The sequence below is a fragment of the Shewanella sp. LC6 genome (genome assembly GCF_006385735.2).
Lineage (GTDB): Bacteria > Pseudomonadota > Gammaproteobacteria > Enterobacterales > Shewanellaceae > Shewanella > Shewanella xiamenensis.
The window spans coordinates 2949720-2973684 of sequence record NZ_CP043902.1 but is presented as its reverse complement, the minus strand read 5'-3'; the positions used below and the strand labels follow the sequence as shown (position 1 = coordinate 2973684).

At 44.3% G+C, this 23965-nt stretch carries 25 protein-coding genes; 13 read left to right on the top strand and 12 right to left on the bottom strand.

What is annotated here, in order from left to right:
* The first annotated feature begins 12 nt into the window (after window positions 1–12).
* Window positions 13–807, top strand: coding sequence for a TIGR00266 family protein (locus tag FJD32_RS13420; protein WP_140906875.1), 795 nt, complete (start codon window positions 13–15; stop codon window positions 805–807).
* 121 nt (window positions 808–928) lie between these two features.
* On the opposite strand, the gene FJD32_RS13415 is transcribed toward FJD32_RS13420, so the two are convergent.
* The 3 genes from FJD32_RS13415 to FJD32_RS13405 all read right to left on the bottom strand — a co-directional run bounded on the left by FJD32_RS13415 (window position 929) and on the right by FJD32_RS13405 (window position 3500).
* The gene (locus tag FJD32_RS13415) at window positions 929–2188 is read right to left on the bottom strand and encodes a hypothetical protein (RefSeq protein WP_055647552.1); all 1260 of its coding nucleotides are present in this window, start codon (window positions 2186–2188) and stop codon (window positions 929–931) included.
* A gap of 442 nt (window positions 2189–2630) precedes the next feature.
* A complete protein-coding gene (locus tag FJD32_RS13410) occupies window positions 2631–2963 on the bottom strand; it encodes a hypothetical protein (protein ID WP_037425338.1) in 333 nt (110 codons plus the stop codon).
* A gap of 75 nt (window positions 2964–3038) precedes the next feature.
* Complete coding sequence (locus FJD32_RS13405) at window positions 3039–3500, bottom strand: EVE domain-containing protein (protein ID WP_055647551.1); 462 nt, start codon at window positions 3498–3500, stop codon at window positions 3039–3041.
* A 310-nt stretch (window positions 3501–3810) separates the two neighbouring features.
* Here FJD32_RS13405 and FJD32_RS13400 point away from each other — a divergent pair, with 310 nt between their 5' ends.
* The 4 genes from FJD32_RS13400 to FJD32_RS13385 all read left to right on the top strand — a co-directional run bounded on the left by FJD32_RS13400 (window position 3811) and on the right by FJD32_RS13385 (window position 7458).
* Entirely contained in the window at window positions 3811–4191 is a 381-nt protein-coding gene (locus FJD32_RS13400; protein ID WP_055647550.1) for a DUF6508 domain-containing protein, read from the top strand.
* 126 nt (window positions 4192–4317) lie between these two features.
* On the top strand, window positions 4318–6042 hold the full coding sequence (locus tag FJD32_RS13395) for an AMP-binding protein (RefSeq protein WP_055647549.1): 1725 nt from the start codon (window positions 4318–4320) through the stop codon (window positions 6040–6042).
* A gap of 315 nt (window positions 6043–6357) precedes the next feature.
* Window positions 6358–7110 (top strand): transporter substrate-binding domain-containing protein, encoded by a 753-nt coding sequence (locus FJD32_RS13390; RefSeq protein ID WP_037417661.1) that lies wholly within the window; start codon window positions 6358–6360, stop codon window positions 7108–7110.
* Between the two features lie 30 nt (window positions 7111–7140).
* On the top strand, window positions 7141–7458 hold the full coding sequence (locus FJD32_RS13385) for a hypothetical protein (protein ID WP_240199962.1): 318 nt from the start codon (window positions 7141–7143) through the stop codon (window positions 7456–7458).
* 170 nt (window positions 7459–7628) lie between these two features.
* Here the strand turns inward: FJD32_RS13385 and FJD32_RS13380 are convergent, their stop codons facing one another.
* Window positions 7629–8036: a YccF domain-containing protein gene (locus tag FJD32_RS13380; protein WP_011072069.1), complete on the bottom strand. Its 408-nt coding sequence runs from the start codon at window positions 8034–8036 to the stop codon at window positions 7629–7631.
* Between the two features lie 253 nt (window positions 8037–8289).
* On the opposite strand from FJD32_RS13380, the gene FJD32_RS13375 reads away from it, so the two are divergent.
* The 4 genes from FJD32_RS13375 (at window position 8290) to FJD32_RS13360 (ending at window position 12758) form a co-directional block, all read left to right on the top strand.
* On the top strand, window positions 8290–9240 hold the full coding sequence (locus tag FJD32_RS13375; RefSeq protein ID WP_088585721.1) for a pyridoxal-phosphate dependent enzyme: 951 nt from the start codon (window positions 8290–8292) through the stop codon (window positions 9238–9240).
* A gap of 95 nt (window positions 9241–9335) precedes the next feature.
* Window positions 9336–10049 carry an NUDIX domain-containing protein gene (locus FJD32_RS13370; protein ID WP_088585720.1) on the top strand — a complete coding sequence of 238 codons (714 nt, stop codon included), beginning with the start codon at window positions 9336–9338 and terminating at the stop codon, window positions 10047–10049.
* 338 nt (window positions 10050–10387) lie between these two features.
* Window positions 10388–11275, top strand: a complete 888-nt coding sequence (gene prs / locus FJD32_RS13365; protein WP_140906874.1) for a ribose-phosphate diphosphokinase — start codon at window positions 10388–10390, stop codon at window positions 11273–11275.
* Window positions 11276–11282: 7 nt separating this feature from the next.
* Window positions 11283–12758 (top strand): nicotinate phosphoribosyltransferase, encoded by a 1476-nt coding sequence (locus FJD32_RS13360; protein WP_240199961.1) that lies wholly within the window; start codon window positions 11283–11285, stop codon window positions 12756–12758.
* 156 nt (window positions 12759–12914) lie between these two features.
* Here FJD32_RS13360 and FJD32_RS13355 read toward each other — a convergent pair whose 3' ends face one another.
* The 5 genes from FJD32_RS13355 to FJD32_RS13335 all read right to left on the bottom strand — a co-directional run bounded on the left by FJD32_RS13355 (window position 12915) and on the right by FJD32_RS13335 (window position 16168).
* The gene (locus tag FJD32_RS13355; protein ID WP_037425313.1) at window positions 12915–13175 is read right to left on the bottom strand and encodes a hypothetical protein; all 261 of its coding nucleotides are present in this window, start codon (window positions 13173–13175) and stop codon (window positions 12915–12917) included.
* Between the two features lie 269 nt (window positions 13176–13444).
* Window positions 13445–13618, bottom strand: coding sequence for a hypothetical protein (locus tag FJD32_RS13350; RefSeq protein ID WP_011072074.1), 174 nt, complete (start codon window positions 13616–13618; stop codon window positions 13445–13447).
* Between the two features lie 522 nt (window positions 13619–14140).
* Window positions 14141–14833, bottom strand: a complete 693-nt coding sequence (locus FJD32_RS13345; protein ID WP_037425311.1) for a ChrR family anti-sigma-E factor — start codon at window positions 14831–14833, stop codon at window positions 14141–14143.
* Window positions 14826–15494 carry a sigma-70 family RNA polymerase sigma factor gene (locus FJD32_RS13340; protein WP_037425309.1) on the bottom strand — a complete coding sequence of 223 codons (669 nt, stop codon included), beginning with the start codon at window positions 15492–15494 and terminating at the stop codon, window positions 14826–14828. The genes FJD32_RS13345 and FJD32_RS13340 overlap by 8 nt, the downstream gene beginning before the upstream one ends.
* Window positions 15495–15616: 122 nt before the next feature.
* Window positions 15617–16168, bottom strand: a complete 552-nt coding sequence (locus FJD32_RS13335; protein WP_037425390.1) for an LON peptidase substrate-binding domain-containing protein — start codon at window positions 16166–16168, stop codon at window positions 15617–15619.
* Between the two features lie 96 nt (window positions 16169–16264).
* Between FJD32_RS13335 and FJD32_RS13330 the strand changes: the two genes are divergently transcribed.
* Window positions 16265–16879, top strand: a complete 615-nt coding sequence (locus tag FJD32_RS13330; protein ID WP_037425307.1) for a class I SAM-dependent methyltransferase — start codon at window positions 16265–16267, stop codon at window positions 16877–16879.
* A gap of 225 nt (window positions 16880–17104) precedes the next feature.
* Complete coding sequence (locus FJD32_RS13325; RefSeq protein WP_037417686.1) at window positions 17105–18049, top strand: chemotaxis protein CheV; 945 nt, start codon at window positions 17105–17107, stop codon at window positions 18047–18049.
* Between the two features lie 53 nt (window positions 18050–18102).
* Here the strand turns inward: FJD32_RS13325 and FJD32_RS13320 are convergent, their stop codons facing one another.
* Window positions 18103–18744 carry a hypothetical protein gene (locus tag FJD32_RS13320; protein WP_037425305.1) on the bottom strand — a complete coding sequence of 214 codons (642 nt, stop codon included), beginning with the start codon at window positions 18742–18744 and terminating at the stop codon, window positions 18103–18105.
* 51 nt (window positions 18745–18795) lie between these two features.
* Window positions 18796–19155 carry a DUF2750 domain-containing protein gene (locus FJD32_RS13315; RefSeq protein ID WP_037425300.1) on the bottom strand — a complete coding sequence of 120 codons (360 nt, stop codon included), beginning with the start codon at window positions 19153–19155 and terminating at the stop codon, window positions 18796–18798.
* A 406-nt stretch (window positions 19156–19561) separates the two neighbouring features.
* Here FJD32_RS13315 and FJD32_RS13310 point away from each other — a divergent pair, with 406 nt between their 5' ends.
* Both FJD32_RS13310 and FJD32_RS13305 read left to right on the top strand, forming a co-directional pair.
* The gene (locus FJD32_RS13310) at window positions 19562–20854 is read left to right on the top strand and encodes a lytic murein transglycosylase (protein WP_037425298.1); all 1293 of its coding nucleotides are present in this window, start codon (window positions 19562–19564) and stop codon (window positions 20852–20854) included.
* Between the two features lie 160 nt (window positions 20855–21014).
* A complete protein-coding gene (locus tag FJD32_RS13305; RefSeq protein ID WP_037417724.1) occupies window positions 21015–21503 on the top strand; it encodes a peptidylprolyl isomerase in 489 nt (162 codons plus the stop codon).
* A gap of 244 nt (window positions 21504–21747) precedes the next feature.
* Here the strand turns inward: FJD32_RS13305 and FJD32_RS13300 are convergent, their stop codons facing one another.
* The gene (locus tag FJD32_RS13300; RefSeq protein WP_088585718.1) at window positions 21748–23676 is read right to left on the bottom strand and encodes a M1 family metallopeptidase; all 1929 of its coding nucleotides are present in this window, start codon (window positions 23674–23676) and stop codon (window positions 21748–21750) included.
* Window positions 23677–23965: the final 289 nt, after the last annotated feature.

Below are 23965 nucleotides of genomic sequence, written 5' to 3'. Positions count from 1 at the left end.
AAGGGGAATCGTATGTCTAGACGTTGTCATGAAGTGGATTATGAAATCATCGGCCACAGTATGCAGTTGGTTGAGGTAGAACTTGATCCCAACGAAACCGTAATAGCCGAAGCGGGGGCAATGAATTATCTGGAGCAGGACATTAGCTTCGAGGCTAAGATGGGCGATGGCTCCGAGCCAGAGTCAGGCTTTTTTGGCAAATTAATGGGTGCGGGTAAGCGGGCGTTGAGTGGGGAGAGCATCTTTATGACGCACTTTACGAACCTCGGACATCAAAAACGCAAAGTCGCCTTTGCCGCGCCTTATCCTGGTACGATTTTAGCTATCGATCTCGCCCAATATGGTGGCGAGCTGGTTTGTCAGAAAGACAGTTTTCTTGCCGCCGCACTCGGAACTCGCGTTAGCATGAAGTTTAACCGCCGCTTAGGTACAGGCTTTTTTGGTGGTGAAGGGTTTATTTTGCAGAGTTTACAAGGCGATGGCATGGCGTTTATCCATGCGGGTGGCACGCTGATTAAAAAGGAACTAAAAGGTGAGACCTTAAGGGTCGATACCGGTTGTCTCGTCGGTTTTACCCCAGGCATTGACTATGATATTGAGCGTGCAGGCTCATTAAAATCGATGTTTTTTGGTGGCGAGGGGTTATTTTTAGCGACCTTAAAGGGCCATGGCACGGTATGGTTGCAGAGCCTGCCGTTCTCGCGGATGGCCGATCGTATTATTGCTCACGCCCCTTCTGCTGGCGGTAGCGACCGCGGTGAAGGTTCAGTCCTCGGCGGTCTTGGTCGTATGATTGATGGCCGTTAAGATATCGGTCAAATCGACATAAACTGCACACTCGAGTAATCGCGCTTTCTATTGGTCAGGCATCCCAAACTAGCTTATGGGATGCCTTTTTATTGTCGTTTTTGGTTTACTAAAGCGGGTTTTATTTGTGTTTAAGACCTTGCTGAATGCGCTTTTCAACCTGTCTCGATATCAAATACATCATTAAATAACCTGTGCCTAAGGCCAAAATCACCGCCACAACATTTTCTGTATACAATCGATAAGCGTAGAAAGTGCCAATCAGTACGACGATACCACTAAGGCGTATGAGTAGGCTTTGGGTAAAATAGCCATGGGCTTTGAGATTGGCTAACTGATAGCCATTAAGCATCATAAAGATAAAGAACATGGAGAAATGCATTAATACCGGAGCGGCTTTAAGGTATTGCTCAGGAAATAACCAAGCCACCAATGGCTTACTTGCGAATAACATCATCACGAAAAATATTCCGCTGACCCACAACGAAACTTTTGTCAGCCATGATTTGATTTGCTGAACCTCTTCAAAGCGTTTTTCTCGCACGCACACTGCGACTTCGGGTAGTACAAAACGGTAAATGGGGAAGACAAAAAGCAGGGTGAGGTATGTGATCATCGGCCGCACTACCACTTGGAAATCACCCAATTCGTCTATGCTGAAATAAGCAATAGTCAGTAGTACTGTAATGTAAATCATCAAGATACTGGCACCCGCTTCCATCGAGGCGGTCAGACTTTTCTTCATAAAACTGCGCAACCCCGGATCAAAATGCACCGCAGTTAAGGGCGGAGTGGCGATATCCTTGCGCCGTTTGAAGTACATATAGAAGGCAACGATGAGTGATGACAGTGTCATACTGTAAAAGAGTGATGCAATAGCAGTTTGTTGTAACCCATAAAAACAGAATAAAAAGCTGGTGACTTGCGCGAGTGGCTCTAACCAAGTGACTCGATTGGAGATAGCATATAGCCTGTACATGGCAATTTGATTGGTAAAATAGACCTTGAGCCCCATACTCAAAATAATCCCAACCAATTGAAAATATTCTACATTAAGCTGGAGTTTGTGTTTGATATAAGGCAACACAACGCCCCATGCAAGCAGTACCATTGCAATTAAGCTGTAGCGGAATATATTAGTGATATCCACATCTTGCTTGGTTTGAGAGTAGGTTACTACCATAGAAGAGCGAAACCCTGTCATCAGGATCAGTGATAACGAAATGATATCGATAACAGTGTGATAGAGTGCAAGATCAGCTTTGACTACCCATTGTGCTAACCAAAGTTTAAATAGAAAACCCACGACAATACTGGCCAGCGATGCCCAAAAACCTGCAACAATCGCTTGCTTAACCCGTTGAAGTGAAGTTTGTTCCATATTCAAAATCCAGCGTTAGTTTGCGATCATTATGTGGATGGAATGCATGCAATTCGCTTATGCTTCAAGCGCATCACCCGATTAGATTGGCGACACAATGGCTTTTTTGATGCTTGTTATATTGAGTTGAAGCTGTGTTGTACGCGAAGGTTTTAAGATGCTTAGCATCGATACGGCTTCAGTTATTGCGAGCCTCGGCAGCCGTTTCATCTTATATTTATGCGCCGCTTCATAGTTGCAGAGTCTAACATCCTACCGATTTACAACCAAACAGCAGAGCGTAAAGATATGATAAATATCAGCATGTTGCTTAGATGTAACACTTGTTATTAATGTGCCGATAACGATGTAGTCATCGGAATCAACTTAAGGTGAGATAAAAGCATTGGCTAAAATGTTGGCACTCTCAAAAATAGTTGAGCGTGCCAACGAATGATCTGCACTAATCAGTAATGATATTGACGATATCGAGGATCTTGCGACTCTTTTCATCCAATTTAATAATTGCACCCTCGACTTGGATACTGATCCTTCCCTCTCTATCTAAGGGCACAACAATACGTCCGCGGTCATAAATATCGTAATCTAAGATATCACCACGGTGCAGTTTTTTCTGCCATCCTGGAGGGAGAGGCTGACCCTTATCTACTTTCTTCTGTAGGCCGGGAGGTAAGCCAGTATCTCTCTTGTCATGTTCAGGTTTCGCCAAAGTGACCGACGGGGCTAGCAGACTGAGCACGACCCCACCCATTAGTGTTGCAGTTAATTTATTCATACTTATTACCTTGGGTATTGCATTGTTAGGGTCAATCTAGCTTAGCTTAAATGAACATTGACTGAATATGCGCCATTAATGCTTGAGCATCAGTACGGCTTGCCATTGCTCTGCGGTAACAGGTTGAATACTCAGCCTTGAACCTTTAGACACTAAGTACATATCAGCTAACTGCGGCAAGCTTTTAATTAAGCTGAGAGGAATGATTTCTTTGAATTGTTCCACAAAGCGAATATCGACCCTTAGCCATCTTGGGTTGCTAGGATCTGACTTAGGATCAAAATACTTTGATTCTGGATCAAAGGCCGTACTATCCGGGTAGGCGCTCGTGACGACTTCGGCAATGCCGACAATACCGGGTACTTTGCAGCTTGAATGATAGAAGAAGACCTGATCGCCTATTTGCATGGCATCGCGCATAAAGTTACGTGCTTGGTAGTTACGGATCCCAAACCAAGCTTCGGTTTGATTAGGCCTTGCTTTAAGATCTTCGATACTAAATTCGTCGGGTTCCGATTTCATAAGCCAGTAATTCATTTTGTGTCCTTTTACTGAAATAACAGTCTTATCGCGTTAATTCCTTGAGTTTATCTTAGTTTTTACTGACCACCCAGTTAACTGTATTGATGGCTGCGTGTTTTGAACCGTTAAGTCAGTGTTCAGTTAACACCGCTTACCCTGTCATCACTATAGAGTCTGGTAAGACTGATGCTGCAATTGCTGCAATTGCAGCAATGCAATATCACAACTCAATACAAGCAAAGTTGACGAGTTTAGGTTAAACCCAAGCGAGTTTTTCAATCCCTGACTTATAACAAAAGTAATGTTGAAATCAGTGAGGTGTGCTATGGAAGCTTCAACAATGATGACAGACTGTGGTTTATACACTAAATATCTTAAGGATTTCACCGCAGGTGATGCGAGTTTACACCGTGATCGCATGTTGGAATTTATTAGCGATTTAACCGCTCAGGGCTGGTTACTTGCTAATTTTACTTGGGATTATTGGTATAATAACAGTTACTTGGTGGATAAGCCTGCTTATATCCGTGATGCCAGTGTGGCCCAATGCCGCCTATTATTGACCGCAATGACACGTTTAGAGGTTTTTAGCCCAGGGGTGTTAGAGAATATGCGCCGCCAAGGAGTACTACTGGCGATTATGGAGCGTCTGCAGTGTCTAGAGGCATCAACATCCAATAACCAGGATGTATTTATGAGCCGTTAATCGGGCTTTAGGGAAAGGGGATGACCTTACTCTTTAGTCTAATACTGGATTTTTTTACTTGTGACATGTTCCGTGGATTGGTTAGTTTGGACCACGCTAACCATAATAAAAAGCACGGAGGCCTTAATGTCTGCTTCAAAGACTCAAGCAATAAATCAATCCACTAGTCCACTAAAATATAGTGAGTTTCGGGGAGCTAACGCCCCAAAACTTGTTGAAAAAACCATAGGACAATACCTTAACGATATCGCTAACAGCTATCCCGAACAGTTAGCCGTTGTCGTTAACCATCAAAATATTCGCTGGAATTACCGTCAATATCTTGCACAAATCGACGCGCTTGCAACAGGTTTACTCAAATTAGGCATAGGTCCAGGGGACCGCGTCGGTATTTGGTCACCCAATAATATTGAGTGGTGTTTAACCCAATTTGCTACTGCCAAAATTGGCGCCATCATGGTGTGTATTAACCCCGCTTACCGCCCTGAAGAATTACAATATGCCTTGACTAATGTGGGTTGTCGCGCGGTGATCTGCGCTGATAAATTCAAGTCCAGTAACTACTTGCAGATGCTCTACGAGCTTGCACCTGAACTTAAGCAGTGCGCTGCGGGTCAATTGCAGGCTAAGGCATTACCAGAGTTGCAATTTGTGATCCGCATGGGAGCTGAAAAGTCTCCCGGCATGTTGAACTTCGATGACTTATTAGTCGAGGTGAGCGAAGATGATAAAGCAATGCTTGCGCGTATTGCCAATGAACTCAGCCCCTATGATGCGATTAATATCCAATTTACCTCTGGTACAACGGGTAGCCCAAAGGGGGCGACCTTATCGCACCATAACATCTTGAATAACGGTTATTTAGTGGCCGAGGCAATGAGGTTTACCTGTGATGATAAGCTCTGTATCCCCGTACCTTTATACCATTGTTTTGGTATGGTGCTAGGTAATCTCGTTTGCTTGGCTAAGGGCGCAGCAGCCATATTTCCGGGGGATTCTTTCGATCCTCTCACTACCTTAGAAGTGATTGAGCGTGAGCGCTGCACCGCACTGCACGGTGTTCCCACCATGTTTATTGCCGAGTTAGAACATCCTGAATTTAAACGTTTTGATCTCAGTTCGTTGCGTACGGGCGTGATGGCGGGGGCGACTTGTCCTGAAGAAGTTATGCGCCGTGTACAACAGCTAATGTATATGCAGGAAGTGTTAATTGGGTATGGCCAAACCGAGTGCAGTCCGTTAAATCACATTACCGAAATCGATTCTCCTGTGGAGAAGCGTGTTCTCACCGTCGGCCGTGCGTTGCCCCATACCGAAGTGAAAATTGTCGATGAATTTGGCGAAGTGCTGCCGATTAATCAGCCCGGTGAAGTCTGTAGCCGAGGGTATTGCATCATGCAGTGCTACTGGAATGATCCTGAAAAAACCGCGGCTACGATTGACCGCGAAGGTTGGTTACATTCTGGCGATATTGGCCAAATGGATGAGCAAGGTTACGTGCAAATTGTGGGGCGGATTAAGGATATGATTATTCGCGGGGGCGAGAATATCTATCCCCGAGAAATTGAAGAAAAACTCTATACCCACAAAGATGTGCAGGATGCCGCGGTGTTTGGCGTCCACAGTGATAAATATGGTGAGGAAGTCTGTGCGTGGATTAAAGTCCGCTCAGGGGCGTCGATTACTGAGGAGGATATTCGTCATTTCCTTACCGAAAAGTTCGCCTATTTTAAAGTGCCACGTTATATCAAATTTGTGGACCAATACCCGATGACCGTTACGGGTAAAATCCAAAAATTTAAAATGCGCGAGCTGATGTATCAAGAGCTGTACGAAGATATTAATGCCTAAAAGGCATAAACTTTCAAACCGACCCAAGCCCGAACGCTTGGGTTTATTTTTATATGGCCATCTGTGCTTAAGGAAAACATTGTCGCATGACCATCAGGTTTTCCTTCAGTCTTCCCCTTGTCGTAAAGATGTCGTTTTTGGCGGCGATAGTTCTGCCTACTCCGAGCATTGCTGTCTTAGCGTGGTTCTACAAGGCTAAACAGATAACAAATATTCGCTGTACCTATAGGTATGGCTGATTATACTGAATAGAGTTAAACCGATGAGCTATTTGTTTTTTTAGCGATTAATAGATGAGTCTTTGATGGAGGCATTATGATCCGCTGGTGCCCACTGATGTTTAGTTGCCTATTAACCGTGGCAAATACGACATTTGCAGACACGCTGAAGCTAACGTCATTACTTTGGCCGCCGTATTCCGGCTATCAACTCCAGCACCAAGGCGCGAGTGTTGCGGTGGCTAAGGCGGCGTTTGAGCAAATGGAACAACAACTTATCGTGGATTTTTACCCTTGGAGCCGCGCGATTAAATTAGCCGTTATGCCGGGCTCTGACTACATTGGCTATTTTCCAGAATATTATTTTGAAACCGATAAGTTTATTTTTTCTAAACCGATTGGTATTGGCCCATTAGGTATTGTTGAGCAAAAATCCCGTCCCATTAGTTGGCATCATTTAGCCGATTTGAATCGTTATACTTTAGGTATTGTGCAGGATTATGTGAATACCGACTCGTTGGATGTAATGATTGCTTCAGGGAGTCAACCTGTCGAAGCGGCAACATCCGATGAGCAAAATATCAAAAAGGTGGCGGCTGGTCGTATTGACGGCGCTGTGATTGATATTAATGTGCTGCATTATCTACTTAAACAACCCCACCTTCAGCCGCTCGCAGATAAGTTACAGGTCAATCGACAACTTATTGCCAATAAACAACTTTATGTCGCGTTTCGTAATACAGAAGAGGGACGGCGTTGGCGGGATATTTTTGATCAAGGTTTAGCGAAGCTCGATATTGATAGCATTATGGGCGATTTGTTATTTCAGCCAGAAGCCTTAAGTCAGTAATGCTATTTTGCACCTAACCAAAGCTGTGAGATGACATGTTTTGTCATCATTTTGTCTAACACTGCGAGTAATCAGTTGTGGGCGGCATTTCGTTATCACTGCTCAGCATGTTTGTGTGTGCCAGTGAGTATTTTGTCAGGTGATCGCGATGGGTTAATCAAGATCCAAACCAGCAGGGCATTGGTACAATATTTTAAGGTCGACTTAGTTGTGTTGGCCTATGATGGTCATGACATCACCATAGATGCGCCAGCTAAACTGGCGCATTATCTCTTTGAAATCATCAGCTCACCGGAGCAGGATGCGGGTGAGCAGTTTGCTGATAGCGCTGATTTACTCAATGAATAAAGGGATTATTACGAAGCAGAATTAGTGCAATCGCTGCCGAACTATGCATCAGCACTACCCACCAATGCTGAGTAGTGCTGAGTAGTGCTGAGTGATATGCCTTACGCCTTGGCGATCATGGTTATTACGCTTTCGCTACTGTGGTTATTACGCTTTCGCTACTGTGGTTATTACGCTTTCGCTACTATGGTTTGCCCAATCGGCGTTAGGCTTAACAGCGCCAGCTTAAGATGTTGGATCCCGAAAGGGATACCGATAATCGTCACAAAGCAAGCAAGAGCATGGGCCAAATGACCTATGGCCAACCAAATCCCAAACAGTAAGAACCAAATGATATTGCCCACCATGCCAAAGGCGCCTGTTCCTAAATCTTCACGGCCAGTTAAATGACGGCGATTCATTTGTTCTTGTCCAAAGGGCCAGAAGGTCAATTCACCAATCACAAAGCAGGCGCGACCAAAGGGAATACCGATAATACTGATAAAACACAGAATCCCCGCAAGCCACCAGGCTAGGCCCATCACAAATCCACCAAGGACAAACCAAGCAATATTGAAAATTAACCGTAGTAATGACATTGAAAACTCCTTATCGAATCCAAAATCTGTGCGACAGAAACAACATCCACACTCGAAATTATTAATTGATGCTTAAATGTCATAAGCGAGAATTATGCCAAAATATTTTTCATTAATAATCAATGGCATATTATAGTTTATACCTCTACGGATTGTGAGTTAAGCTAATATTTCGTGAATTTCCTTAATTCTTAGGAAGAATTTAGCCAAGCCCGCGTTACACTAAACACCTTATCTCCCCTTGAGTAAATAAATGCTAGTTAATAGTCCCGTCGAATCATTTTCTTTTGCAGGCAGAGAGATCTTTCTTAAAAGAGATGATTTATTACATCCTGCTTTTAGTGGTAATAAGGCGCGTAAGTTTGCCTACTTTCTAGACCATGATTTTGCTGGTGTGACTAAGGTGATTGGTCATGGCTCCGCGCAGGCTAATTCACTGTATTCGCTGTCGGCGCTCGCCAAACTGAAAGGCTGGCAGTGTGATTTTTATGTGGACCATATTGCTAGCCACGTACTGACTTTACCGACAGGGAACTATGCCGCAGCTATCGCCAATGGTACACAGGTTATTGATTTATCAAGCCTGATAGCAGCTAATCCTTTTCTTCTGCGTGAGTTTAAGTGGACTTGCCATGACTATATTGAGCATCAAGTTTTGGCTGCTGAGCCTGACACTTTGTTTATTCCGGAAGGCGGGCGCTGCCAGTATGCGGAGTATGGTGTCAGTCTGTTAGCCGTTGAAATTGAAACGTGGGCAATGCAACAGGGACTGACTGAACTGAAAGTGTTTTTACCCGCGGGAACGGGAACCACGGCATTATTTTTAAACCAATATTTTGTGCGTAAGCAAAGTCACATTCGAGTGCTTACCTGCGCAGTGGTGGGCGGCGATGAGTATTTAGCGCAGCAGTTTTATGAGTTAAATCCTAACGCTGCTGAGCATCCACAGATTTTGAATGTGGGGAAGAAATACCACTTTGGTAAACTCTATCCTGAGTTTTATGCCATGTGGCAGCGGATTTGCGCCTCAGGTATTCAATTTGAATTACTCTACGATCCCTTAGGTTTTATGGTGTTAGAAAAATATTTACCGCAGTGGGGCGCAAGCCCTGTGATGTATATCCATCAAGGTGGTTTGCTTGGAAATGAAACCATGTTGCCACGTTATTTGCGTAAATTTGGTAAAAGTCGTACGACCCTATAGAGCAGATGATTTACTTAGTGGCGCTAAGACATAATATGTTTGAAGCGACGTAATCTCTAAGTTAAGCTTATGATGTCGAACGATGGAAAATACTCATGACAGAAGCGGAATATCTCGCCAATTACGATCCTAAGGCTTTTAAGACTGTGTTACTGACAGTGGATGCAGTATTGTTTACCTACCATGATCAGCAGCTTAAAGTACTTTTAGTGCAACGCTCAAATCATCCTTTTTTAGGTTTTTGGGGATTACCTGGAGGCTTTATTGATGAATATTGCGATCAATCCCTAGAGGAAGCAGTGTTACGCAAATTGCAGGAGAAAACTGCAATAGTGCCACCTTATATTGAGCAGCTTTGCACCATGGGTAATAGTCGTCGCGATGTCAGAGGCTGGTCGGTGACCGTGTGTTATACCGCGTTGATGGGTTATCAAGCCTGCCAAGTCCAGATTGATTCAGTGAGTGATGTTAAGTGGTGGCCATTAGAGGATGTGCTACAGATGCCCTTGGCATTTGATCATCTGCAATTAATTGAGCAAGCGCGGGAACGCTTAACACAGAAAGCCTTATATTCTTTAGTGCCAGGCTTTGCGCTGGCTGAACCTTTTACCTTGCCAGAACTGCAACATGTGCATGAAGTCTTACTGGGTAAGCCTATCCAAAGTAAATCTTTTCGTCGCCGGGTTGAACAGGCCGATTTATTGATCGATACCGGATTGAAGCGTACTGAACGTGGGCGTCCTGCTAATTTATATCGCTTGAAACCTGATACGGCATCGTATCGATTCTTAAGAAATCTAGAATGTTAGTCAAAGTGTTTGCCGCTTAAAGTGGTTGCCCATAGCAATAATAGTGACAGATTATACGGTACATACAGTTAGCTTGAGTTATCAGGGTTTATGTAGCCGTCGATGTTGTCGTAATACGTCCATTCTTTACTTTTCGATATCCATTTCCCCATTATCATAGCTAAATTGCACTTAGTGTCTTAAGGACAATATATGCAATTTAGGTATATTCCTTAGTATTATCCGATAAAAAATAGTCTAAAAATCAACTTTACATATTAGTGTCTATAAGACACTATTGCTTGCAGACAACAAGATTGCTGTATATCACAGCGATCTTGCACAGACAGGAGGTGAATATGTCTCTAGGTATTCAAATGCATCAAGGCACAGTTAACTCACCACATCAGCAAGCTGATTTTTATCGACTTCCCGCCGCTAGCGATGAGGCTAATTACCGTTTATTTCAATTTGGTGCGGGGGAGAATCATGTTCAACTGCGGGTTCCTCCAGCGAAACGCGTCACAGTTTTTTTCGGTTATCGTGGCGATCAATCCATCATGCAACTCTTATTGTTAACTGATGCATTACACCGCAGCGGTGCAGAGCAGATCGATCTGTTACTGCCTTATATGCCGGGCGCCCGCCAAGATAGAGTCTGTAATGTGGGCGAGGCCTTATCGGTAAAAGTCTATGCCAGCCTGATTAATCAGCAGCAATATGCTTCAGTCAGTATTTTTGACCCGCACAGCGATGTCACCGCGGCATTATTAGACCGAGTGCAAGTTATTGACAACCACAGCTTTGTCGCCGCGATTGCAGCTCAATTGACCGGTGATCTAGTGTTAGTTTCGCCTGATGCGGGGGCGAATAAGAAAGTATTCGGCTTAGCTAAGGCGTTACAGGGAATGCCGGTGATCAGGGCCGATAAACATCGTGATGTGGTCAATGGTCATATTATCGCTACTGAAGTGTTTTGTGATGATTTATCGGGTAAAACCTGCTTAATCGTCGATGATATTTGTGCTGGTGGCAGAACCTTTATCGAACTTGCCATCAAGTTAAAGCAAAAAGGGGCCCAAAGCGTCATTTTGATCGTGTCACATTATGAAGATAAGGCCTGCGAATCGGCTCTGCGTGAGGCGGGCATAGACAAATTATTTTGTACCGATAGTTTAGGTGTCCCCACACATATTTCGAGCGAGTTCTGTCATTGCCACGCTGTTTTGCGTTTTATGAATCATTAAGGAAAATATGATGTACTTGAATCCCGTTACCGCCATTGATGGCTACAAAGTCGACCACCGTCGTCAATATCCTGATAATACTCAAGTGATTTTTAGTAACTTGACCGCCCGTAAATCCCGTCGTGGTTATACTGAGCAGATGGTATTTTTTGGTCTGCAATATTTTATCAAGCATTACTTAATTGACAGTTGGAACCGTGATTTCTTTCAACAGCCCAAAGAGCAAGTGATTCGCCAATTCTCCCGCCGCATTAATAACTATCTTGGACCAAATAATGTGGGTACTCAGCATATTGAGGCGTTACATGATTTAGGCTATTTACCCATTAAAATCATGGCATTGCCGGAAGGTTCAGTATATCCCTTAAAAGTGCCTTGCTTGGTTTTGTACAATACCGATGAGCGGTTCTTTTGGTTGACTAATTATCTCGAAACCATTCTTTCAGCCAATGTGTGGGGAATGTGTACTAGCGCCACTACCGCGCTGCAATACCGCAAAATATTTGAGACTTACGCGCTAGAAACCGATGGCAACATAGGTTTTGTTGATTGGCAGGGCCACGATTTTAGTTTCCGCGGCATGTATGGCGTAGAGGCTGCGGTAATGAGCGGCGCCGCCCATCTACTCAGTTTTACGGGCACAGATACCATTCCCGCGATTGATTTTCTTGAACAATATTATCTTGCAGACAGTGATAAGGAACTCGTTGGCGGCAGTGTGGCCGCAACGGAGCACAGTGTGATGTGTGCGGGTGGCATGGAGAATGAGTTAGAGACGTTCCGCCGTTTGATTGAAGATATTTATCCTAGCGGCATTGTCAGTATCGTTTCTGATTCTTGGGATTTTTGGCAGGTGATGACAGAGTTCACCGTTGCCTTAAAAGACCGTATTCTTACCCGTGAGGGCAAAGTGGTGTTTAGGCCTGATATGGGTTGTCCGGTGAAGATCATTTGTGGCGATCCACAAGCAGCTGTGGGGAGTCCTGAGTATAAAGGCGCTATCGAGTGTTTGTGGGATGTCTTTGGGGGCAGCACAACTGCCAAAGGTTACAAATTACTCGATAGCCATGTCGGACTGATTTATGGCGATTCAATCACCATTGAACGGGCTGAAGCCATTTGCGCCGGTTTGAAGGCTAAAGGTTTTGCATCAACCAATATTGTGTTTGGAATTGGCAGTTTTACCTATCAACACGTGACCCGAGATACTGACGGGTACGCGGTGAAAGCAACCTTTGCGAAAGTGGATGGTAAAGACAGAGAAATATTTAAAGATCCTAAAACCGATGATGGCACTAAAAAATCCGCTAAGGGATTAGTGGCGGTATTTAAAGATGCGCAAGGTCAATTTTATCTTAAAGATCAAGCAAGCTGGCAAGATGTTAACCATTGCGAATTTGTCCCCGTATTTGCCGATGGTGAATTATTAACTGAATATTCTTTGGCAGATATTCGCGCAAGATTGGCAGCGTCTCGTTGTTAACGATGTAAATCCCTTTCTACAATGAGATAGAAATTAGGCTGGCAATGCGGTTTTTATGTGAATACGCTTGCCAGTCAACTTAAATCATACTGGCTGTCATGACGGCTGTTATTGCTAAATGCGCGAGTCACATAATAAAACGGTGAGAACAAAAGGCTAAGAGACTAGCTGGTTTCGTTTAAGAATTTTATAGGTGCGACGGCCAATGTTTTCGAGGTTTTTTAAATCTTTTAGGCTGGGTACCGCATCGGAATATTGCCAATAGCGGATTTCTGCATCGAGCATTTCAAGCATTTTTTTCGAACAACCTAAACATTCGCCTTGGCACATTTGTGCTTCATCTAAATTCAGCGGAATTGTTTGCTGGATTTGCGCGATAAGCTGTTGCATAGCGGTTTTGGTATTCGGTTTTGACATAAAAATACTTCACAGTCAGAAAGTGTGAACATATTAGCAGAAGCAAAATTGATAGAATTGATCTAGATTAATACACATTTGGTTCAGCGTGTATCCATGTGAGCTAGATACTGGCTGAACCAAACGAGTTCGTCATATCGACGTGAAGGGATAGCAAATCGTGATATTTGGCTATCGATAAAGGCGAGTTGATTTCGGTATGGCGAGGAAAATGGGACCGAATAAACCAACATGCCATTATATGTACTCGATGAGTACTTAATTCAGACTTATTTATTTGACGACAAAAGCCATTTCATAAAGTTTAAGGCTTCGGTACGTTTTGAAAACGTCTGCCTGTTTTTACCTTGTCTATCGGTAAAAGCAATTGAAGTTTTGTTGACTGAAATTGAATCTACAGGGAAGTTCACTGTGATTTCATGTCCGTTAATTTTGTATGACATAGGCCACACTCCTTTTAATTAAATTCACCCTTAGGTGAGCAAGTAATAACGATAAAATATCCTTAGCATAATTGCGAAAGATGATACTAATGAGTCTTGAGGTTACCCATTCCACCATAATTAATCAAGAGATGCTGTATTGATAACTAATGCAAATCAGCGATTGTGTCAATGGAATATCCCAATTAGACCAGTTAAACATAGTCAAGTGACAGTACTATGACATTGGCCGAATTAAAGAGTTCACTTTTTTGAGTTAATGTTGAAAATCACTAACTCATTATTTTTGCAGGACTTACTTGTAGTAGGCTTTCTTTGTGAGGATCAAGTTTGATACAAGTCAAACTGATATAAAAAGGGTAACAACAAGATACTTCTCAAAACGTGGTGCAGTATAACAGTAAATTACCCGCTGGCAAGTGTAATTTTTGCTCAGCGAGTAATGTTTTTATATTGTTTCTTTTGTTGCTATTTTGTGGGTTGGTTTTTAGCTATTTTTCACTATTCGATGCATAACTGACTTTAGTAAATCAGCTCACCAATAGGGTTTAATAATTTGCTTAATCCCTTAGTGAAATAGAGCGGTGCGTCCAACACTGTGTAACATAAACATCCCGTTTGAGTTGTGGGAGAATGCTGTGTATTACCATCTAAGATAATAAAGTCGCCAGGAACATAATTACCTGATGAGTCCGAAAATTCGCCCGCCAATAATAACGTCAACTCAATCCCTTTATGGGTATGCTGTGGGATTTCACCTAGCGCTTCAATATGCAATAAACTGGCGCGAGTATTTTTTTCATCTAGGTCGAATCGCATCCGACTGACTTTACCAATTTGTTGCCATGGCTGTGCAATATGCTGCCGAAACACCCTAGGCAGTTCGTAGCGGATATTTTTATGGTTAACACTCACTGAGGATTCTATGTAAGGTTCATGCATAGTGCTTTCGGGAAGCGCCATAATGTTCGATAACATTTGTTGCCAGGGATCATTATCGACGACATCAATCTCATTTGACGCGTTGTGTTGAACCGTATTATCACTGGGGGAAACAAAAGCGAGTTTGGCCGCTTCTTCAGTCAATTTAGCTACTTGAGTTTGGCATTCTTGACATAAGGCACAATGCGCAGCAACAGCGATAGACATCGACAAAGGTAGCTGACCTTGAGCATGGGCCTGAAGTAATTCTGCATGGGGGTGATGTTTAATCATGTTGTGTCTCCAAAAAGCTTTTAAGCTTTTCTAACCCCAATCTGAGTCGCGATTTAATGGTGCCAATGGGGACTTTTAAGGCATCAGCCAATTCTTGCTGGGTGAGTTCTTGCATATAAATGCCTTGTACTACTTGACGTTGAGCAAGGGGCAGGGCATCTAAATGAGCGAGTAACTTGGCGGTCAATTTATGGTCAGGGTTGTTATCTTGGCTAACCGCAACGTCATACAGTGGCCAGATATCATCGCCAAATGCATCTTCACGATTGTGCTGTACTCGTCTAAGCATATCGAAGCATTGGTTACGCATAATGGTAAATACCCATGTTGCGACAGAACCTTTATCTGCATTGTATAAATGAGATTTAGTCCAAACGATGGTCATCGTTTCTTGAACTAAATCCATGGCGAGGCCTTGTTGATTTAATCGTTGCAGACCAAATGCCCGAATTTTGGGCATAAAGTGACTGAACAAATAGCCAAATGCCGCTTTGTCCCGTTGATTAGCAACTTTGATGATGGCGCTCACTAAGGGATCTGCATCCGTTTTATGCTCATCGGCAATCAAATTATGGTTATCGGTTTCCATAGCTATTTCGATAGGGGGCGATAACTGCCTATCATAGCGATTTTGCGCTGAATGTGATTGAAAATTTTCCATTATTGAGCTCTTCATTTAAGGTTCAATCCCGTTCGAACATGGCTTCAAATCCTGCTTCGCTGTCAATGTTCGATAAGCATGCACACCAATACGCAGTGCCCTAGAAATTGGATCACTGAAAATTATTTTATAACGGTTCTTAATAAATCCAGTGTGAGCTGGTGGTCGAGCGCATTAATGCAGGTGTACTTTTCGGCTGAACGTATGGGTAAAATTTCAAGCCAGCGTTGGCAAACCCATGCAATATCATCAAATTGTGCCGCTTGATATTGTTGTAAGTGCTTTGGGTACTCTTTCAGAATATTTTGCAGCATATCACTGAGATAACGCTCATTTTTTTGAATCTTTGCCGCTGGCCAGTTATCGATTAGACTGATTTGCGCGCGCTTTAAACCATCGGACTCCACATTGATGTCGCCGAGAGTAAATCGTTGTTTCCCTTCAATGCTGACACCTAACATGCCATCAGGTAAGGTCTCAAAGTCAATGATATGCACTAGAGTACCAATTGGATAAAGCGTGCTATTTTCCTCTGAGGTCATACACAGGCCAAAACCATCGCCTGATTTAAGTGATTCAGCCACCAAACGTTTATATCGAGGTTCAAAAATTCGTAATTGAGTATATCCCTCAGGTAATAAACAGATGGGTAATGGAAAAAGAGGTAATTTCATAGTGGCCTCGGGTGAACTTAAGTTTCTATCATTACGTACCATCATCAGAATTTGATCAGTGTTTCAAGCAACAGCCTACTCATTTAAGGGGATATGATGAAGTTAAATCCATTCGAGAAAAAGCTGGTTCAGCATCCGCTGCGTTTTTGGTTGCAAAACCATATTGAAGCACCATTATTGACCTCAATGATGCCTAAACCGCTTGTGTATATTCAACAGGCGCTCGAAATTGGTTGTGGTTTTGGCAATGGTATTCATTTGATCCGTGAGCATTTTGGTGCCGAGCATGTTACCGCGGTGGATCTGGACCCTGAGATGGTGAGTGCTGCTAAGGCCCGCTGGCAGTCTTCAGCCCATGGGCTCGAACAGCTCGACTTTAGTGTTGCCGATGCAACCGCATTACCTTTTAAGGATGCACAGTTTGACATCGTGTTTAATTTTGCGGTGTTCCACCATATTCCTGACTGGCAATCCGCGATTGTTGAGGTTGCCAGGGTATTAAAGCCGAACGGGTATTTTGTGATAGAAGATCTTTACCGTGCCGCGATTTGTAATCCACTGAGTCGCCGGTTGTTTGAGCATCCGCAGCAGAATCGATTTGACCATCAGCAATTATTGCATATGCTTCGCCAAGCGGGGTTTAAGATTGTATGTGACAGGAATCTGTTTAATTTGAGCGGTATGGTGCTGGCTCAAAAGGTTTTTTCTTAAACCTTAAGGTCTTTATATCGCTGAATATTGAATTGAGCATGGGTTGATTGTTTGTTCTGTAAACTGCTTGCCCGAGAAATGAGCCGTTTTCGCATCAGAGTGATTGTAATTTTTAGATAAAATCGACATATCACATGGTTCTCATTGCGAGTTTGCCGCTATAATTTAGCTTAATCCTTAGCAGCTGAGGGAAGTTCTTCCTCCCCAGAGTAGAGAAGTCGCATTATGGCAAATGTCTTGGCAACGGTAGATCAACGCACCAATCTCGTCGGTGAAAATCGGCTTGAACTGCTGCTGTTTCGCATTAATTCGATGCAGCTATTTGCGATTAACGTCTTTAAAGTTAAAGAAGTCGTTAAACTACCACACCTTAACGCTATGCCTGGGAGCCATCCGCATATTTCTGGTGTAGCTAATATTCGGGGAATGTCTATTCCGGTGATTGACTTGCGTTCGGCCATTGGTTTCAAACCTGTGCCGCCAGATGATAATGCCAATATGATCATCACTGAATATAACCGCAGTGTGCAGGGATTTTTAGTCGGTAAAGTCGAGCATATTATCAATATGACGTGGAGTGATATTATGCCGCCGCCGAAAACAGCGGGTCGGAATAATTATCTTACCGCAATCACCCGAATCGAGTATCAAGGCCAGTCGCAATTGGTTTCAATTATCGATGTGGAGAAGGTGCTGGCTGAAATTGTCCATTACGATATTAGCCTATCTGAAGGTGTGTTAGATGAGAGCTTGTTAGACAAAATGCCCGGCCGAAAAATATTGATTGTAGACGATTCATCGACCGCAAGGCGACAAGTGCGTGAAACGCTTGGCCAATTGGGTATTGAAATTATCGAAGCCTCCGATGGGTTGCAGGCGTTACATTTACTGCAAAAATGGCGCGATGAAGGTAAGAATGTCGCCAAAGAACTGCTCATGATGATCACCGATGCCGAAATGCCTGAAATGGATGGTTACAAACTGACCTATGAAGTCCGTAATGATAAGGCTATGGCGGACTTATTTATCACGCTAAATACTTCGCTGAGTGGTAGCTTTAACAATGCGATGGTGGAGAAGGTGGGCTGTGATCGTTTTATTTCTAAATTCCAACCTGATTTACTGGTTGAAGTCGTACAGGACAGATTAAAACAAGTTCTCGGTAAATAACTTCATCTAAACGAGTCGGCTGCCTTTACAAACATAAGGTTTTAGTTTGGTGGCTACTCGCTTAATTCTGCTTTGACATCGGCTAACACTTGGCGCTTCATTTCTTTCGCCGCGGCAATGTGGATACGTGCAAGCCTGAGTGCGTAGCTAAATCGATGTTTACCAACGAGCCTAAGTAATTCTGCAAAAAAGGCTGAATCTAAGCAAAATTGTTTGCTGTAGTAGTGAATGGCGGCAGGCAATGATGAATAGCTTACGCCATCGAACTCAAACTGAATACTGTCTTGTTGACATTCGAGGTCAACCCCTTCAAGCAGAATGGGCCATCCGGGAAAGTTGATCCTGTCGCGGGCAATTTGATACATCATCCAAGCACTTTTTTTAAAGCCTTCAAACACTTTGCAGGAAAACTCAGACTCGGCGAGTTCCACTTCTGTCCAATTAATGCCAATGGCTAAATGTTTAGCGTAAAGGGCCATTAAGGCATCTTTAACCGCCATTCGGCAGTCCCAAATTGAGGTTAAGGGATGTTGTTTCGCCAGTTTTAAGCATTCGCTGCAGCAAGGCACGGCAAGGGAAGGATGGGGCGCATGCGGCGTTGCATGATATTCAAAAAAATCTTTACAAGGTTCACCACAAAACCAGCAAAGGTGTCGCTTATCGAAGGGAATATCGATACAAGTAATAGGCAACATCAAGGCCAGAGTTCCTCTGGCCTTGATGTGTTAAGCATGACGCTGAGAAAATTAAGCTTCTTCAACATCAACTAAATTTTTGGCAAGTACGATAGGATCGAGTTCTAAACATTCTTCATCGCTTTGCCAATCAACGCCAATGAGCACGCCATCATCATTTAAATCGAATACCCAGTATTCAAGAAATTCTTCAAGGCTAATCGCAACGGCTTGGTAGTCTTTCCATTCTTCGGTACAGTGGGATTTTGCCTGCGCTTCGCTTGACCACAAAGGCATTACATCAGTGTCTTCGAACTCGCCTGAGTCACAAACCACCCAGCCTTCGCCTGTTTCATCCATCAAACCCCACAGTGTTTGATGCTCTTTTACGTTTTCGATAAAGCCAGCTAAAGCCGCGTTGATTTCAGTCATGATAGGTCTCTTTGAAGTTGCTATTAACTCACCCATTATACGGCAACGGCTAGATAGACCAAGGGATTCTTTGTTAAGATTTTTTCGCTGTTGTTTAACTGAGCAATAAGCGAATTTATCCGTGTATTTATTGTGATGAGCATTGTGTTGACGGGCGCTATCGGTCAGGATGTGCGCTCTAGAGGCGTAAATCGGGTTAACCGGAATTACGCGCATCTGGAGGATTTCCAGTGGGGGAGAAAATACCTTTGTGGATTTTTAGCCGTTGTTCATTCTCGTTTATCCTTGAATTAAGCCAGCAACTGCTTTGTGGCTAAAAATCGTATCTCTCTTGGCATGAGTCGATCCCAACTCGTGTCTTGCTCAGCTAAGGCATACCTTAGCACTGAATTGAGGAGTAATTGATTTGATGAAAGCAAAAGGCATGTACTATCTTGCAGCGAGCATCACGGCCTGTGTTAGCTTAAGTGCTTGTTCTAGCGCGCCTACCGCTAATGCTACGTCTGACAATAATAGTCAAATTGCTATCGAACAGGCCCAAGCCGTGCAATTGAACGAGATTATCGCCAGCCATGCGGCCGCCTTTCCTACGTGTGTTGCAAACCTTCAGGCGCGCGCGCAACGTGAAGGTCTATCTGAAGAGACGATTAACAATACAGTGGCAAGCCTACAGTTTGTACCTAAGGTGATTGAGCTTGATCAAGCTCAGCCTGAATTTAGTCAAACCTTCACGAATTATTTCACCAAACGGGCAACGGATTGGCGAGTTAATGAAGGTCGACGTCTACTGAAAAAACACCGAGTATTGCTTGATAAACTCGCGCAGCAATACGGCGTACAGCCACAATACATTCTGTCTTTTTGGGGACTAGAGACCAACTATGGTTCTTATAAAGGCAAAATGTCCGTCTTAGATTCCCTTGCAACCTTAGCCTGTGAGCCTCGTCGAAGTGATTATTTTACGACTGAGCTGATGCAAGCGCTTAAGCTTAAAGAAAAATATGGCTTTGATAAGAGCACTATGGTGGGCTCTTGGGCAGGCGCCATGGGGCATACTCAATTTATGCCCTCGGCTTATGCTAAATATGCCATCGATGGCGATGGAGACGGTAAAGCGGATCTGTGGAATAGCACAGAGGATGCCCTCACATCAGCGGCTAACTTTCTACAACACTTAGGCTGGCAGCGTAACGAGCGTTGGGGCCGCGAAGTATTATTGCCAAACAATTTTAGCTACCAACATCTTGGGGCTAAAGAGGCGCAGCCTCTGTCACAATGGGCTGCGCAATCTGTGCGGCAAACGAATGGATTGTCTTTGCCCGCTATTGATATGAAGGCCGCGCTATATTTGCCTTCAGGTCACACTGGACCTGCGTTTTTAGGCTATGAAAACTTCAATGTGATTATGCGTTGGAATCGCTCGGAGTTTTACGCCATTACCGTGGGCCATTTGGCTGATAGAATTAATGGCGGCGAACCATTAAAAGTCGCGCCGCCCGAGCAGCCACGTTTGAGTCGTGAGCAAATCAAACAGTTACAAACCAAACTGAATGAATCCGGCTTTGATGTTGGTAAACCTGATGGTGTGTTAGGCCGCAATTCGACTGCGGGGATCCAAGCATTCCAACGCAGTAATAATATGATTGCCGATGGTTTCCCAAGTCCTGAAGTCTTTACTGCCCTAGGTATTTCACTCTGATAGACGCCTCGTTATAGGTCATCGCCCGCAGACAATGCTTGAAGCAACCACTGCGCTCCATTGGCGCAGTGGTTTTGTAGGGATAAAACAGTGGAGTGCAAAGGCCAGTTTTGTTAAGCTCGGCCGACATTTGAAATCGAAGCAAGTCAAAGGATATTCGATGAACATTAAAGACGATATGGTTGTGCAGTTTAATTACACCCTGCGCGACGAAAAAGGCGAAGTGATCGAGACGAACGAAGGTCGCGAGCCTATCGCTTATTTACACGGTCATGACAACATGATGCCTGGTGTTGAGAATGCGATTAATGGTAAAGCGGTCGGTGAAAAGTTCACAGTGACGCTGCCATGCGCTGAAACCTATGGTCAACGTATTGAAGGTGAAGCGGCGCAGCAACGTGTATCGGTAAAGCACCTGTTAGGCGCTAGCGTGTGGAAGCCAGGTATGACGGCGGTAGTTCATACTGACCACGGTCAACGCCAAGTGACAATCGTAAAAGTCGGTAAATTTATGGCGACCGTGGATGTTAACCATCCATTAGCGGGCCGTGACTTAACCTTCGATATCGAAGTGGTTGGCGCCCGTGATGCGACCGATGAAGAAATCGCCCACGGTCATGCCCACGGTGTCGGTGGTCATCACCACTAATCGGCCAGAATGTGATGTTTGATAGCGCTGCTAGCGCATTTTAAGTGCTGCGATACAATCACCTGCCGATGATAAAGCAAAGCCCAAACCTAAGTTTGGGCTTTTTTGTTGGGTTATTATTTGAATTCTGCTTTAACCTCATTTCGTGACGGTAAATTCACCTCAAACCGCTCTTTACCACGCTTACTGCGATGAATTGACTTAATTCTTAGTTTTCACACTCCAGATCAATCTTCACTTGCGGTTAATGCTCGTGTTCAATCGGGGTATCGCTAAACATCATATCTAAACTGGCTTGAGTCTGTGGATGGTAGCCGCTGCGCGCCGCAAGGTAGACGGCTTTAGCCCAGTCATAGTGCTCGCTGCTCGCCAGTTTTTGGTACAAGGGCACAATCAGCCTGCGCCTGCCGATCTCAGTTAAGTGCTGTTTTAATGCGGGTAACACGCTGTAGTATCCGTTATCGAGGGCGAGGGCATACCAAGCAAAGGCGATTTCATTATTGTGGGTGCCAGTTAAATGAAAGGCCTTATCTAACTCGGCTAATTGTTGCTCAGTGAGATTTAGTCTTGGCATTTCATTAATAAAGCGTAGCCATTGATGCACAGTCCAGCCCTGAGTGTTTAGGGCGCTGGCGGCACGCTTGCCTTCTAACCATGCTTGGCGCTGGGCATCGATATCATCGAAGGCGTGTGAGTTGGGGGGCACTAAAAAGCTAGGTAAACCTTGTCCCTCAACCCAAGTATCCACTTCGGACTCGCTGACGATATTGGGATATTTTTGCAATAACTGCTGCGTGAGGTAATTGCGGAACTGCTCCGTGGTAATGCTTTGAAACGCAAAATGATCAAAGTAACTTTTGACAAAGTTATCGAAGCGTTCACGGCCGAACTTTTGCTCAAGGAAACGCAGGAATAATTGTCCTTTGACATAGGGCACGCCGCTAAAGGCATCGTCGGGATCGCGCTCACCTAAGTCAATATGCAGTACGGTGTCGCCTGCGGGTAACTCGGCTAATTCTGCCAGCAGCTCTGAGTAACTAATGGTTTGCTCCATCAATGCACGGTCGCGGCCATAGAGATCTTCCATAATCCGGTTTTCCACATAGGTGGTAAAACCTTCGTTGAGCCAGAGATCGCGCCAGGTGGCGTTAGTGACTAAATTGCCCGACCAAGAATGGGCCAGCTCGTGGGCAATTAAACTCACTAAGCTTTTATCTCCCGCGATGACTGTGGGAGTAATAAAGGATAATCGCGGATTTTCCATCCCGCCGAAGGGGAAGCTGGGCGGGAGGATCAACAGATCGTATCGACCCCAGCGGTAATCGCCGTAACGTTTGGCGGCGATGGCGATCATCTCCGGCGTATCGGCAAATTCTTTGCTGGCCTTGGCAAGCATTTCTGGCTCAGCCCAAATGCCTGAGGTGTCGTCTAAGGCGGCAAATTGCAGGTGTCCCGCAGCAATGGCAATCAAGTAGGCAGGAATCGCCTGCGGCATAGTGAATTGGGTTTGCGTTGCAGACATACTCTCTCGGTCGGCACTCATCACGACACTAATGCCTTGCTTGGCTGTGACTGTGGCGCTGTAGGTTTGGCGCACTGCGGGCGTATCTTGCAGCGGGATCCAGCTCCTGGCATGGATGGCTTGGCTCTGGCTAAACATAAATGGCCATTGCTTACCTTGGGTTTGCTCTGGAGTCAGCCATTGAATGCCTGATGGATTCTTGGATGTATGGTAATTAACTTTGATCTTAGCGACTCGCTCTTGAGGCAGATTGATGGTGAGCGCTGCGCCTTTGACCTTATCGGTCGCACCTAAACTAAAGGGCACGGATTGCCATTGGCCGTTTGCATTTAACATGCTGACACTGTTAATCGTCAGGTCACGGGTATCTAACACCAGCATCTTGCCTGCTTTATGCCAATCTAGCTCGAGAATGGCGTTGCCCGAAAGTTGTTGCAGCTCAAAATCCACATTTAATGCGAGTTCAATGTGGCGAATACTTACTTGTTGGTAATTGGCAAAGGTCAGTTCATCGGTGGCAGTATGAAATTGGCTGGAGGCGACGCTAGCAATATTACTATTAGGTAAGCTATTGGTTGCATTGGCATATTGTACTAATGGCAGCAGTAGCAACAGGGCACTGCTAATGAGGGTACGACGGGATAAAAACATATAACCACCCAGTGTTGTGATTCTTGTATGGTGTAAAACGCGATCGCCGCGGCGACTGTATTCGTTGGGGCGTGAGTTTACTCGAACTCTGTAGGTTTGGGGCTATTTAGCTGACACTAAAATGTAATCAAACTTAATTTGGAATGAGGTTGATGTTGAGGAAAGGTTACTCTTTTACGAAAACGCACGCCAGAGTGTGCTATTTAACTCTTGCAGGGGGATGCAAAGCGACTTGGCACATAGAGGTTATCGGGTATGTAAAAGTACATCCCCAGCGATATAACTTTGT